This is a genomic window from Shewanella canadensis, assembly GCF_003966225.1.
In the GTDB taxonomy this organism is placed as follows: domain Bacteria; phylum Pseudomonadota; class Gammaproteobacteria; order Enterobacterales; family Shewanellaceae; genus Shewanella; species Shewanella canadensis.
Window position 1 is genome coordinate 462,792 of the sequence record NZ_RXNU01000003.1, and the last position, 14,819, is coordinate 477,610.

Annotated in this window: 11 protein-coding genes; 8 read left to right on the forward strand and 3 right to left on the reverse strand. The window is 44.9% G+C overall.

Features of this window, described 5'->3' with window-relative positions:
* Window positions 1-136: 136 nt before the first annotated feature.
* The 3 genes from EKG38_RS08185 to EKG38_RS08195 are packed head-to-tail and all read right to left on the reverse strand — an operon-like array spanning window position 137 to window position 3,999.
* A complete protein-coding gene (locus EKG38_RS08185) occupies window positions 137-2,761 on the reverse strand; it encodes an MlaD family protein (RefSeq protein WP_126519774.1) in 2,625 nt (874 codons plus the stop codon).
* Window positions 2,739-3,380 carry a paraquat-inducible protein A gene (locus tag EKG38_RS08190; protein ID WP_126519775.1) on the reverse strand — a complete coding sequence of 214 codons (642 nt, stop codon included), beginning with the start codon at window positions 3,378-3,380 and terminating at the stop codon, window positions 2,739-2,741. The genes EKG38_RS08185 and EKG38_RS08190 overlap by 23 nt, the downstream gene beginning before the upstream one ends.
* Window positions 3,373-3,999 (reverse strand): paraquat-inducible protein A, encoded by a 627-nt coding sequence (locus EKG38_RS08195; RefSeq protein WP_126519776.1) that lies wholly within the window; start codon window positions 3,997-3,999, stop codon window positions 3,373-3,375. The genes EKG38_RS08190 and EKG38_RS08195 overlap by 8 nt, the downstream gene beginning before the upstream one ends.
* A 217-nt stretch (window positions 4,000-4,216) precedes the next feature.
* Between EKG38_RS08195 and EKG38_RS08200 the strand changes: the two genes are divergently transcribed.
* From EKG38_RS08200 to EKG38_RS08235, 8 genes are all read left to right on the forward strand, one after another.
* Window positions 4,217-4,501, forward strand: a complete 285-nt coding sequence (locus EKG38_RS08200) for a YebG family protein (RefSeq protein ID WP_126519777.1) — start codon at window positions 4,217-4,219, stop codon at window positions 4,499-4,501.
* Window positions 4,502-4,518: 17 nt separating this feature from the next.
* Entirely contained in the window at window positions 4,519-4,998 is a 480-nt protein-coding gene (locus EKG38_RS08205) for a free L-methionine (R)-S-oxide reductase MsrC (protein ID WP_126519778.1), read from the forward strand.
* Between the two features lie 267 nt (window positions 4,999-5,265).
* Complete coding sequence (gene proQ, locus EKG38_RS08210; RefSeq protein ID WP_041421684.1) at window positions 5,266-5,907, forward strand: RNA chaperone ProQ; 642 nt, start codon at window positions 5,266-5,268, stop codon at window positions 5,905-5,907.
* A gap of 29 nt (window positions 5,908-5,936) precedes the next feature.
* On the forward strand, window positions 5,937-8,009 hold the full coding sequence (gene prc, locus EKG38_RS08215) for a carboxy terminal-processing peptidase (protein WP_126519779.1): 2,073 nt from the start codon (window positions 5,937-5,939) through the stop codon (window positions 8,007-8,009).
* Between the two features lie 115 nt (window positions 8,010-8,124).
* Window positions 8,125-10,692: an aminopeptidase N gene (gene pepN, locus EKG38_RS08220; RefSeq protein ID WP_126519780.1), complete on the forward strand. Its 2,568-nt coding sequence runs from the start codon at window positions 8,125-8,127 to the stop codon at window positions 10,690-10,692.
* Window positions 10,693-10,805: 113 nt separating this feature from the next.
* A complete protein-coding gene (locus EKG38_RS08225) occupies window positions 10,806-11,021 on the forward strand; it encodes a DUF2835 domain-containing protein (protein ID WP_126519781.1) in 216 nt (71 codons plus the stop codon).
* A 327-nt stretch (window positions 11,022-11,348) separates the two neighbouring features.
* A complete protein-coding gene (locus EKG38_RS08230; protein ID WP_126519782.1) occupies window positions 11,349-13,409 on the forward strand; it encodes a DUF1302 domain-containing protein in 2,061 nt (686 codons plus the stop codon).
* An 18-nt stretch (window positions 13,410-13,427) separates the two neighbouring features.
* Entirely contained in the window at window positions 13,428-14,792 is a 1,365-nt protein-coding gene (locus tag EKG38_RS08235) for a DUF1329 domain-containing protein (protein WP_126519783.1), read from the forward strand.
* Window positions 14,793-14,819 lie beyond the last annotated feature (27 nt).

Consider the following 14,819-nt stretch of genomic DNA (forward strand, 5'->3'; position numbering starts at 1 on the left):
TACCTGAATTGAAAAAGCGAACCTTTTAATGGATTAGCTATTGGATCTATTTTAGAACATATACCTGCTGAGGACATATATCTAAACCTAAACCAGAACTGACGGTTCCGGTTTAGGTGTGGCACACGAAACTAAATCACGGAGCTGTCTGAATGGGGGCCCAAGATAACCATGCAGGGTTTAGTTTGTTATGCAAGGTAAATACAGCGTCAGCCGAAACTTGGTTGCCAGAGCTGGTTTGTGATTGTGTCGCAACACCGATGCCACCGGCCATGATGGTTTCCAGGGAGCCGGTTTCAACCTGAGCGCCGGAAAACCATCCGATATCGACTTTCACGCCAGAAAGATCCCAGAACTGACTGGTCTGATTTACCAAGTGGCGATACTTCTTCTCGATATGAGCCTGCATCCGGACACTATTGCCGGAATCTGATAGCTGGTAGCTATCCACTTCACCAATTTTGATCCCACGAAAGATGATGGGCGTGCCCGCCTTGACTGAGCCCAGGTTGATATCTTCTAAGGTAAATTGTAGCCAATCCTTCTTAGCTAGCACCGGAGCCGTCAGTTCTCCAAGAAACGTTTGACCTACTCGAGAACTCACTCCTGGCATCACACCGACATAGGGCCCTGTTAGCATCGTTTCCGGTGCCTTAATGCCCGATAGGGATATCTGAGCATCGACCAGATAATAAAGGGCATCCTCTTGGGTAAAATGTTTAGCGTAATCGCCATAAAGGTAAGCACTGGCTGTAACGCTGGTGAGATCTTTATTAAGTGAGACACTCTCAATCTCGCCGACTTGATGACCCTGGTAGCGAATAGGGGCCTTGGCGGATAATTTCACATCGGCCGGGAAGGTGAGGGTGATGGCTTTAGCCTGAGCTAAGGCCAATTTTCTGGATCCATAGAGATGGGTTTTACTACCCTTTGCATCGATATCGAGTAACCCTAAACTGATGCTGCCTTTCAATGCGCCTTGGATTGGAGCGACATCAATTTCGACCCCCGAAAGTGCAGCTTTTACCGACATGGCACTATTGCGCCAGAATACGCTGTTGGGCTTAATCAAGGTTTTAAATTGGTTCTGAATACTGACTCTGATAGAAAATTGTTCAGAACCAGAAAGCCAATCGATACTATCGACCCGACCGATCTGCATCTTCTTATAATAAACCGGAGAGCCTGGATTAAGGTCAGCCCCGTCCGGGCTCAGCAGGCTTAACTTAGTGAGGTTACGGTTGGCAAAGAATGCTGTCGCGTCTTGATTTGTGCCAAACAGGCGCAACTTGGCGTCGCTTTTAACTCGTTTCTTGCTGTTCCCCTGGACCAGACTAATAGCGCCCTTGGTCAGGGTGGTTAAATCCCGTGTTTGCACACTCACACCATCGAGTGATGCATCAATTGTCAGGGCAGACTCTGAGACAAAGTAACTGTTTGATGTGATCAGTTGTGAAAACTCCGGCCATATCTCAATCTGGTATTCAACACCTGTCAGCGCTTTATTAAGTTTGACGGCGTTAACTTTTCCGATAGGGATCTGCTTGTAGCGTACCTCAGCATCGGCACCTATACCCGGGTTCGTGTCAGCATTTAATGCCAAGGCAAGCTTGGTGAGCGCATCTTGATCCGGAGCCTGATCGAGCAGTGTGTATTGCTCGACGGCATCACCCGCACCCAGTGAAAACTTAATCACGCTACCGGTGATAAGCCTTTCAGGATGTTTGATACCCGATAGCGAAAGGTCAGCTCCCTCCAGCCAGAACTGAGATGAGGCAGAGAGAAGTTGTGCATACTCTTCATCCACTTTTGCCTTAAATCGAACACCAGTGTCGGTCAGATCCGATTGGGTTATACGTCCGACTTCTATGCCTCTGAAGACGATCTTAGAGCCTACACTGGCCGTTTCCGAATTATCTGCAATCAGTGTAAGTTCAACGCCTCCGAGGGCCAGCTCTTGATTATCATAGACTTGGAAACTTTGGCCATTAGTCGCTGCTTGTGCATCATCAGATGAACTGAAACTTAGCCCTCCGGCAAGAATTGCCGACAGGCTTTCAGACTTTACCTTAATACCTGAAAGAGAGGCGTCTATGCTGATTCCCGAGACATTCCAAAATTGCGAGTTAGTTTTAACCAAATGGGCATACTGTTTTTTGACAAACGCAGTCAATAATATGCGTTTAGAGCCTTCTAAGCGGTAACTGGTGATCTGACCGACTGGAATTTGGCGGTAAAAAAGCTGTGAACCAACATCCAACGAGCCTAAGTTGTCGCTGCTTAACTCAATGACCAGTCCGTCTGTGCCCGGTTGGACTGCAGGAGCGTTTATTTCAGCCTCAAAGAAGGATTGTGACTCTCCCTCACCGGGTTGAATAGCGATATAGTTTCCTGAAAAGAGTGCATCCAGTCCTTCAACACCCGTAATTGATGCTTTAGGGGCAACTAACCAGAACTTAGTACCATCGTTCAGAAACGGCCCTGCACGGTAATCCATCTTAAGGTCGACATTAACTCCCTTTAGATCATCATCAATACTGATATCGACAACTTTTCCGACGGTGAGACCTTGATAACGAACTAAGGTTTTTCCGATATCTATTCCGGTTGCGCTAGGGAAGTGTATCTGCACCTCAATTCCTGCTTCTTTTATGCTCTTGATACCCAGCCAGCCGCCGAGGGCTAGCGCAACCAGAGGTAAGAGCCAAATTGGCGAGAATAGCTTCTTTTTTACGACTTTAGGTGTTTCCATTTGCGTCATCTTTCGATTCCAATCGATCCCAGAGTAAACGAGTATCCAGCACTTTTGCTGCTAATTGGGTCAGTAATATGACCAAGGCAAAAGCAGTGGCTGCCGGTGCGGGTTTAGCATCTAACAACTGGCCCATATTAACCAGTGCGGCGGTTATTGATATAACGAAAAGGTCCAACATCGACCAACGTCCTATCCATTCAATGATATGAAATCCGATCATCAATTTCTGTTTAGATATTGGCAGTCGGAAACTGATAGCAATCAAATATGCAGTTAACCCGAAGATCTTTAGCATAGGGACCAGAATGCTGGCAGTAAATAGAATAACAGCGATAGGGAACATATCCGACTCGACCAAGTGGACGATCCCGGTAAAAATAGTATCGTGGCGGATCTGTCCTCTGTTGACCAACATAGTGATGGGGTATAGGTTGGCCGGAAACAATAAAATGGTCGCCGTGATCAGCAGGGCCCAACTTTTATGAAGACTCGAATGGTCTCTCATCACTAATGCTTCACCACACCGCTTACAGTGGATATCTGAATGAAGAGATAGTTTACCGCAAGAGGGACAGGGGGTTAGACCCATCGTTATGCCTTGCATCTTGTTATTGAGTTCACTCATCTAAAACACTCCACATATGTTCCAGATTGTACTCACGTTGAAGAAACAGAGTGACCAGAAATAACATTCCGAAGCAAAAAGTACCCATCCCTAAGAAAATATCTGCAAAATCTGAGAGTTGAAAGACCGAGACGAGAATACTGATCATATAAATTTCGAGCATGCTCAGTTGAGCCAACAGGCCTTGATAACTGAGTAGACGTTTCAGTATGGCACGAAAAAAGGGGGAGTTAAGACGATATTTGATGATTAAAATTTGACAGAGTACAGACAGAATAAGTAGTGCGGGAGCGATGACTGCTGACACTAAAACGGCGATACCTACAATCCAATAGCCTTGATTCGATACCGCCATAGCGCCTTCGATAATCGTCGTGGTTCTAATACTGCCTAAAAAGTGCAGCTCAAGCACTGGCAGCACATTGGCCGGAAGTAAAAAAAATAAAGCCGTTAAACACAAGGCTAACATACCGTCGACTGAACAGTATGGTGTGTCGTATAAGGTTGTATGACAGCGAGGACATAATGCACGGACGCCTGAAGGTAGTGCACGTTTTCTGATAACTAAGTCACAAGAGCGGCATAACACCACACTATTGTCAGCACATTCTTGTTCCATCGCCGATTTCAATCCGTTTTTTACACCCGTTATTGATACATGTCTTTTGCAGATGACTCACCGCTGTTGATTAAGCGTAGCACGCCTGAATCACATTCCATGGAAGATCTCTGTGTCGATAATCAGTCAGATACTATCAGATTTTCTAGAGTACTTGCATAAGAACTTGTTTTTATGAGACTCTGTAACTGTATATAAAAACAGTACGAGGGCAGTCATGGCAGTTATTACTAAATTTGTTGTGGTCAGAGAAGGGGTTGAGAAGATGACATTTACATCTAAAAAGGAGGCGGATGCCTACGATAAGATGCTTGATATCGCGGATCAACTCACTCCTTTCTTGACCGAGTCAGAGCTTGAGATAGATGAAAATACTTGTGAAAAGTTAAGTTTCTATCTGGCACAAAATAAAGAGCAACTAATGAATTTGTTGAAAGGTGTTGCGCCAAAAAAAGAATCTCCGCCTAAAAAAACGGCTAATAAAGCCGAATCGAAAAAATAAATTGTTAGGAAGTTTGTATGATAACGGAATTTTACTCATCACTGGATAGACAAGCCAAGGCACTACTCGATGGTGAAGATGACTTGATTGCTGCGATGGCAAACTTTTCGGCCTTGATAAATGACGCCTTAGATGATTTGAATTGGGTAGGATTTTACCTCTTAAAAAATAAACAGTTAGTATTAGGTCCATTTCAAGGTAAAGTGGCTTGCACGCGGATTCCACTAGGAAAAGGTGTGTGTGGAACGGCAGCTTCAGAAGGAACAACGAAGCGGATTGACGATGTGCATCAATTTGATGGGCATATTGCCTGCGATGCGGCCAGTAATTCAGAGATCGTGATCCCTATAATGCGTGATCACGAAGTGGTAGCCGTCCTTGATATTGACAGCCCAAGCCTGGCAAGATTCGTTGAAACTGACCAAGCGGGACTGGAAAAGTTGGTAAATAGCTTTGAAAAGGCGTTATTTGCTCAAACTACAACCAATTTATCATAATTGATGGTCGCAATCGTCAACGTCCCGTTTATAATAGGCGGTTCGAATGATAAGGGCGTCGAGATATTTCCATTCGTGGAATGAAAGCTTGGCGTTTGTTAATTGTAATTGCTAAGGTATGTTTGCTGTTTCAGTTCTGCGTATCGAGTTTCAGTATTGCTATTGGAGCTTGAACTTGGTCTAAGACAGACAAATATAAACGACTCTTGATGGCGTATCTTTTCGGTATGTTCAACTAGTGTCCCTTTTTTAACTGTGGAAGTAATGATGGAATCAACAGAGAAGTTGACCGACACCAACGCAATTCTTGCGTATTTATATGAAACATTTCCTTTGTGCTTTATCGCCGAGGGTGAAACTAAGCCATTAAAGATTGGATTGTTTCAGGATTTGGCTGAAAGGTTAGCTGATGATTCTAAAGTCAGTAAAACTCAATTGAGAATTGCCTTAAGACGCTATACTAGTAGTTGGCGTTACCTCAAGGGCGTTAAAGCCGGTGCACAACGTATCGACTTAGACGGAACCCCTTGTGGTGAGTTAGAGCAAGAGCACATAGACCATGCTCAGTCTACTCTCAAAGAGAGTCAAGAGAAGGCAAAAGCTAAGCGTGTAGCAAAAGCTGCCGCCGCTAAGAGCGAAGGTCAGGCTGCTAAGGCGAATAAAAAGCCAGCAAAGAAACCAGCTGCTAAACGTGCAAAACCTGCACCTAAGCCGGTTAAAGAGCAAGCTCCGGAAGTTATTTTAACACCTGCAGTGTTAAATGAGCTGAAACAAAATCAGCGTGTTAATGTCAAACTAGGTAAGACACCAGTTGCTGGCGTTATCTTAGACATTAAGAAAGAGGATGTTCAAGTACAGTTAGACTCAGGTTTAACCGTTAAAGTACGTATTGAACACATAATGCTGTAACTATCTCATAGTAAAGGAGTGACTTGTTGATGCGAAAAATTACCCTGGCTGCCTCAATCGCCAGTATTTTTGTAGGATTCTCGGCGTGGGCGTTAACCCCATCAATTCCATTCAGCGAGTTACCCGCACTATCGCAGGAACCGCAGCATAAAGTGGCCAGTAAGCGTGTTACTGGTCTCTTTACTCGTTCTCACTATCACAGGTTTGATCTTGATGATGTGTTTTCCGAGCAGGTATTCAAGCGTTACCTCAAGCAATTAGATTACCGTCGTAATGTATTGCTACAAACAGACCTTGATACTTTTGGTGTTTACTCCAAACAGTTTGATGACATGCTTAAAAGCGGTGATTTAACCCCTGCTTATAAGATGTTCGAACTTGTACAAAAGCGTCGTTATGACCGTTTCTCATATGCATTATCCCTCTTAGACAAAGAGATCGATTTTACTCTTGCTAATGATAAGTATCAGTTTGATCGTGCAGATGCCGCATGGCCGAAAGATGAAGCTGAGCTCAACGAGTTATGGCGTCAACGAGTCAAATATGATGCGTTAAACCTTAAATTAACCGGTAAAGAGTGGGATGAAATTGTTCCCGTTCTCGAGAAGCGCTATAACAATGCGATTAAGCGTCTTAGTCAGACTAAGAGTGAAGATGTTTTTCAGGGTGTGATGAATGCTTTTTCTCGCACCGTAGAACCTCACACCAGTTACCTCTCTCCCAGAAATGCTGAGCGTTTCCAGATGGAGATGAACTTAAGTCTTGAGGGGATTGGTGCCGTATTGCAGATGGATGATGATTATACTGTCATTAAGAGTCTGGTTGCTGGCGGACCCGCGGCAACGAGTGAAAAGTTATCACCCGAAGATAAGATTGTCGGTGTCGGTCAGGATGACAAAGAGGTTGTTGATGTCATTGGCTGGCGTCTCGATGATGTTGTCGAGCTGATTAAAGGCCCTAAGGGCAGTAAAGTCGTCCTACAGATTTTACCTAAAAAAGGTGGTTCTTCGGCTAAAACATTCGAAGTGACCATAGTAAGAGATAAGATAAGACTCGAAGATCGCGCTGCTACCTCAGAGGTGATAGAACCCGATGAAGGTCTCTATGCCAACCGTAAGGTTGGTGTCATCCAGATCCCAGGTTTTTATATGGATCTGTCTAAAGATGTATCTAAAGAGCTGATTAAGCTGAAAAAAGCCCAGGTCGAAGGTGTAATTATCGATCTGCGGGGCAACGGTGGTGGTGCATTAACAGAGGCTACACTCTTAACTGGCTTGTTTATCGAGCAAGGTCCGGTAGTACAAATAAGAGATGCCAATGGTAAGGTTTCGCAGAATCGTGATAATGACGGCCGTACCACTTATAGCGGACCATTAACTGTAATGGTTGATCGTTATAGTGCCTCTGCCTCTGAGATTTTCGCTGCAGCACTTCAGGATTATGACCGAGCACTGATTGTGGGTGAGTCGACTTTCGGTAAAGGTACGGTTCAGCAGCATAAGAGCCTCGGTCGTATCTATGATATGTATGAGAAGCCAATTGGTCACGTTCAGTACACTATAGCTAAGTTCTACCGTATCAATGGTGGCAGTACTCAGCTTAAAGGCGTTACACCGGATATTTCATTCCCGAGTGCTTTAGAGCCTGGTGAGTATGGTGAAGCTGAGGAAGAGAATGCATTGCCTTGGGATAAAGTGCCGGTTGCACAATATGGCACTCTGGGTGATGTTAGCCCTAACATGATCGGTAACTTGTCTGTTAAGCACGAGTCTCGTATTAAGCAAGATGTTGAGTTTAGCTATATTTACCAAGATATTGCCGAATTTAAGAAGCATCATGATGAAAAAACGGTCTCTCTTGTTGAGAGTGAACGTATTGCAGAGCGCGAAGCCAATGACAAGAAGCAGCTCGTTCGTCTTAATGAACGTCGTGTGAGCCAAGGCTTAGAGGTTGTTAAGTCGCTCGATTCAGAAGATACAGAAACTGAGTCGGATACAGACGAAGATGAACTGGTTACACCGGATGCTTTCCGTGATGAAACGGTTTATATCACTCTCGATATGGTCGATATCGAAAGAGTGGCGAAAAACGAATCAAAGTAAAACGAGTTAAATAATTAAAAACGCGCCTATGGCGCGTTTTTTCATATCTGTTACATCCGAAATTAGTTTATACCGATTGGTATTTTAATTTTATAAAAGGATCTAAGGCCTGTATATGACAACAATGAATGCGAAGTACCTGAAGGATTACCTGGCTCCCGCTTTTACCATCACCCATATCGATCTTGATTTCTATTTGGATGGGGCTGAGACATTTGTCACGGCGAAAAGTCAGGTTGTACGAAAAGATGACCAAGCGACGACCTTAGTATTAGACGGTGAAGGTATTGAGATTATTTCGCTAAAAGTGGCTGGTGTTGATACCGGCTATAGCCAGGAAGAGGCAAATCTCAGCATAGAGACACAGCTTGAAGAGTTTGAGTTAGAGATCGTGACAAAACTCGATCCTGAAGCAAATTCAAGCCTCGAGGGACTCTATATGTCTGATGGGGCTTACTGCACCCAGTGCGAGGCCGAAGGGTTCAGACGTATCACCTATTTCCTCGACAGACCCGACGTACTTGCTGTGTACAGCGTGAGAGTCGAGGCCGATGCCAAGGCATTTCCCTATCTTTTGAGCAACGGTAATCTACTTGAGCAGGGCGAGACTTCATCGGGACGTCATTTTGTTAAATGGCATGATCCGTTTCCAAAGCCTGCCTATCTGTTTGCCCTGGTCGCTGGTGATTTTGATCTGCTGGAAGATGAATTTGTTACATCAAGCCAACGGCCGATCAAATTACAGGTCTTTGTCGATAAAGGTAACCTTCATAAGGCTCACCATGCCATAGCATCGTTAAAGAAGTCGATGGCTTGGGATGAGTCCAGGTTCGATCTTGAATATGACCTGGATATTTACATGATTGTAGCTGTCGATTTCTTCAATATGGGCGCTATGGAGAACAAAGGGCTCAATGTTTTCAATACCAAATATGTGTTGGCCGATACGAGCTCGGCGACAGATGAGGACTATCATGGTATCGAGTCGGTGGTGGGGCATGAGTATTTCCACAACTGGACAGGAAACAGAGTGACCTGCAGAGATTGGTTTCAACTGAGCCTTAAAGAGGGGTTAACCGTGTTTAGAGATCAAGAGTTCAGCTCAGATCTCGGCTCTCGTGCTGTAAACCGTATACATGCCATTAAGGTGATAAAAAATCAGCAGTTCGCTGAAGATTCAGGACCCATGGCGCATCCAATACGCCCTGAGTCTGTGATCGAGATGAACAATTTCTATACGGTTACCGTCTATAACAAAGGTGCCGAAGTCATTCGTATGATGCATACCTTGCTGGGTGAAACGTTATTTCAAGCCGGTATGAAACTGTATTTTGAACGTCATGATGGACAGGCGGTTACCTGTGATGACTTTGCCGCGGCTATGACGGACGCCAGTGGCATAGATCTCTCACGATTTAAACGTTGGTATAGTCAATCCGGAACTCCGGTGGTCACTGTGACGGAGAACTATGATGCAGAAAAGGCAAGCTACTCTCTGGTTATTGAACAAGTCACTCAGCCAACGGCTGATCAAACCGAGAAGCTACCACTTCATATTCCGTTTGATCTGGAGCTTTTATCACCGAATGGCACCTCGATGTTGAGTCAGGTATTGAATGTTAAGGAGTCGCGTCAAGAGTTTATCTTTAATGATATTTCCGAGCAGCCAATATCTTCGCTACTACAAAACTTTTCGGCACCGGTTAAGCTTGATTTTTCCTATTCGGTCGAACAGTTGGTGCATCTGATGCGCTATGCCAGCAGTGAAGTGGCTCGTTGGGAAGCCTCTGTTGCACTTATCAGTCAATCTATTTGGGATAATGTTGCTAACTTGGGCCAGCAGCAATCGATGCACATCGATCCCCGAGTTACCGATGCCTACCGTGGTGTGCTTCTCAGTGAAGACCTCGATAATGCATTAGTGGCTGAAATTTTCACTCTGCCTTCGGTCTCTGCCTTAATAGAACAAACAGAGTCTGTCGATCTCGATGCGTTAGCGATTGCTAGGGCTTTTGTGGTTGAAGAGCTGGCAATGGCCTGTGAAGATGAACTACTTAGCCGTTACCGTGAACAGGCGAGTATCGATAATGCCGGTTCACGTGCGCTTAAAAATATTTGCTTGTTGTTACTGCAAAAAGTTTCTGAGGATCATCAGAGTTTTGCCAAAGTGCAGTATGACAAGGCAGAAAATATGACTGACAGTCTCGGTGCATTATTGGCGCTCAATGGTGAAGACTCCTCGCTACGCACCACCTTGATGTCTGATTATGAAACTAAGTGGAGTGAGACGCCATTGGTGATGGATAAGTGGCTCTCTTTACAGGCTACGTGTGCATCGGATACCTGTTTACAGCAGCTGAAAAGGTTAACAAAGCATCAATCATTTAGCTTCTCTAATCCTAACCGAGTGCGTTCGTTAATTGGCGCATTTGCGGCTGCAAACACGGTACAGTTCCATAAACTCGATGGCAGCGGTTATGAGTTTATAACCGACACTATCATCAAACTCAATACGTTAAACCCGCAAGTGGCGGCCAGGATAATTACGCCTCTTATTCAGTTTAAGAAGTTTGACCAAGCCAGACAGTTACTGATGAAAGCGTCGCTTAAACGGATATTAGGACTCGAAGACTTGTCAAAAGATCTGTTTGAGAAAGTGTCAAAAGCGCTCGATTGTAAGTAAAATACGCTTATCGATGATGACTCCCTGCAGTCCTAAGTGGGGAGTCATAATCTGTTGTGGTCTTCTGTGTTTTATTTAGTTAGTTTTGTTTCTCATTGTTTTAGTTTGAAAATATGACCTTTTATTTTTCTTTAAACGTAAGTTTTCACGAATTTCAACGCTATTATCAGGGGCATGTCGACAAAGTCGAAGTGCATGATAGCCATGGAAGGAAGCTTTGGATCAACGGCCGTCATTTTCGCCGGTTTTTAACTCGCTCCGGTGTTCATGGTAATTTTAAATTGGAGCTGACAGAAAAGGGAGAGCTGCTTTCTCTGCAAAAAATTTAGCTATAAGCATTAGAGTAATTACTTCAAACGAGTGATTAATTTCATATTGCCAATCACTCGTACTCCGCTTTACGTAATCCTTTGTTATCACACTACTTCTTCTTCCCTTTTTACTTGTAAGCCCATCTTCTTCCCTACTATTTAAATCAAGCGTTTAAATTATTGTTTTATTTTTAGCTAAGGTACTTAAATCTTTAGAAGATTTTCTCGAATTCCATCTTGCTCATCAGATGTAAATACTGTAACAATGGTGTTACCTGTAGGCTAACAAGATGTTGGTTGACATTCCTATAACAAGAATCCAGCAGGTTATGGAGAGAAGCTAAAATGAAAAAGGTTATAAACGGCTTTAACAAGTCGACGCTTACTTTGGGGATCGTAGCGGCACTCAGTATGGGAGTTACTTCCGGTGTCAACGCTGTATCATTTGATTGGGGAGAAGTTCAAGGAACATTCGATTCAACCTTCTCTGCCGGCGCGAGCTGGCGGGTAGAGGGACGTGACTGGGATAACAATATTGGTAAAGTGAATCATCCCAGGTTTGATTGGTCTAATTACTCTGCGTTCAATAATACTAAATATACCTCCGCCGAGATTTGGGCTCAACCTGGGTCATATTCCAGTAATGGCGACTTGGGTAATCTACTCTATTCCCAAGGCGATACAACGGCGGTTGTGTTCAAGGGTTTACACGAACTTTCACTGAAATACAAAAACTTCGGCATCTTCGCTCGTGGCATGTACTTCTATGATCAGAAAGCGAATAACGGCGACTATGGTTATAGCGATCCGTTAACGGGTAAAGAGTACGATCCTTGTATGGACTCGGAAGCATCGAAAGTACAATGTAAAGATGTGCGCTTGCTCGATGCTTTTGTTTACGGCGACTTCGATTTCAATGATGGGGCTAACCCGCTTACCATTCGTGTCGGTAACCAGGTGGTTTCTTGGGGTGAAAGTACCCTGATACCTCACGGCATCGGTGTGATTAACCCTGTCGATCTCAATATCCTTAATGCGCCGGGCGCCGAGCTTAAAGAAGCATTCAGACCTCAGGGAATGGTGTGGGCATCGTTTGGAATGACAGACGAGCTATCGGTCGAAGCCTTCTACCAATATGACTGGGAGCCTGTCTGGGTACCTACACCTGGTTCATACTTCTCGACCAATGATTTTGCCGGTTATGGTGGTTATGGCCAGAATGCTCAGTTAGGTTTTCAGGCGAACCCGGATATGAATCTGGAGTTCCTCGAAGCGGAATACAACAAACTTGCCCAGATGGTTATCTCAGGTGATTATGACTCGGCGACACTTGGCGCATTAGCCTTAGCCTATCCGATGAAGTCAACTCTGGTACAAGATCAAGCCAGTGCCAGTGATTCGGGTCAGTACGGTGTAAAACTGGGTTACTACTCTCCCGCTCTGGGTGAGACCGAGTTTGGCCTCTATTACATGAATTATCATAGCCGTAGACCTCTGATTAGCGGTACGACTGCCGACTTTGGTCAACAGGCGATCGCCAATGATCTAGGTACTCTCGGCGCGCTTGCGGCGACGGGCGGAACGGTTGACCGTGATGTGCTGCTTGGCTTAGAGACCTTCTCCAAGGCGCAGATCGAATATCCTGAAGATATTCAACTCTATGGCTTCAGTTTCAATACATTAATCGGTGATACTTCGGTTGCCGGTGAAATTGCTCACCGTCAGGATGAACCACTGCAGATTGATGATGTTGAACTGCTTTTCGCCGCTATGCCGCAGCAGCTGGCTAATGCGGGTATAGCCCCTGAGTTAGATGGTGTTTCACAATACACCTCTTATGTTAACGACGTGGGACCTGGTGAGTATGCAGAGGGCTTTATACGCCTGGATACCACTCAAGCCCAAGCGACCTTTACTCACCTGTTCGGTCCAACATTAGGCACGAGTAATTTGGTTATGTTAGCCGAGATTGGTGGCGTGTGGATCCATGATATGCCTGGTTTTGATGAGTTAAGACTCAATGGACCGGGGACTGCGCGTTCGGGTGGAAATCCGGATATGCCAGGCATCATCGAAGTTTTGCATAACGGTCCTGAGACCAACCCATTCCCAACTGATTTTGCCTGGGGTTATCGTTTAGTCGCTAAGGCTGATTACAACAACCTGTTTTCTGGTGTCAATATGTCTCCTCGTGTGATCTTCTCACATGATGTAGAGGGTATTACGCCCGATCCTATGTTTCTGTTCACCGAAGGAAAGAAATCAGTTTCTGTCGGCGTAAACTTCGATTATCAGAATCGTTGGGGTGCAGATTTCTCCTACAATAGCTTCTTTGGTGGCGTAGGAACGACTAACCAGATGTCAGACCGTGATTACGTATCATTTAACATCAAGTACTCAATCTAAATCACAAGGACAATAACAATGAATAAACTTGGGATATTGTCGGCGTCTGTGATGCTAGCACTCAGTGCGCCAGCCGCATTGGCTAAAGTTACAGATGCTGAAGCTGCAAAGCTTGGAACCGAATTAACGCCACTCGGTGGTGTTAAAGCCGGTAATGCCGATGGTTCGATTCCTGCCTGGGATGGTGGGATAACGTCCGCCATAGCAGGTTATGAGAAGGGGATGCATCATCCGGATCCTTTTCCTCAGGACAAGATTGAATTTACGATAACCAATGCCAATAAAGATAAATACAAGGCTCATCTGACCGATGGTCAGAGAAAGTTATTTGAACTTTATCCTGACACCTACAAGATGAATGTCTATCAGACCAGACGTACCGCTTCTGTGCCTCAGTTTGTCTATGATGCGACTAAAGCCAATGCGACCCGTGCTGAACTTGTATCTGAAGGTAACGGCGTTAAAGGTGCATCCATTGGTGTGCCATTCCCTATGCCTGAAAATGGTTTAGAGGTTATCTGGAACCATGTACTGCGTTTTCGTGGTGTGGATGTAGAAACTTCCCGTAGCCAAGCCGCGCCGACGGCGAGTGGTAGTTATACCTTAGTTGAAACCGCCGAGGAGATACGTTTTCAGTATTCTCGTCCGGAGATCACCTTAGATAAACTCAATGCTTCAAATACCTTGTTCTACTTTAAGCAGGTCGTGACACAACCGGCGCGTCTTGCGGGTACTGCACTACTGGTTAAAGAGACCATGGATCAAGAAGCATTACCTCGTCAGGCGTGGACCTATAACACAGGTCAACGCCGTGTCCGTAAGGCCCCTAATGTGGCCTTCGATACACCGGGTTCTGTATCTGACGGTCTTAGAACGACGGATGACTTTGACATGTTTAACGGCTCTCCTGTTCGTTATAACTGGGAGTTGATCGGTAAGCAGGAAGTCTACATTCCCTATAATGATTACAAGCTACATTCGGATAAACTCGAGTACGACCAGATTATTCATCCCGGTCATGTGAATCCTGAGCTTGTGCGTTGGGAAAAGCACCGTGTTTGGGTTGTCAAAGCTCAGCTTAAAGAGGGGATGCGTCATATTTATAAGACGCGTACTTTCTATATAGATGAGGATTCCTGGCAGGTATCGCTAGCCGATATCTATGATAATCGTGATGAGTTATATCGTGTTGCCTTTGCGCATGCTATTAACTATTACGAAGTACCGACACATTGGACTACGCTTGAGGTCTTCCATGATCTTCAATCCCGTCGTTATATCGCAATGGGACTCGATAATGAAGGCCGTATGTATAACTTTGATGCCAAGCTGAGTGAAGCTAACTTCACCCCTGCGGCGTTAAGACGTGCCGGTATTCGTTAATCCTCCGATACAAAAGGGGCATCGATA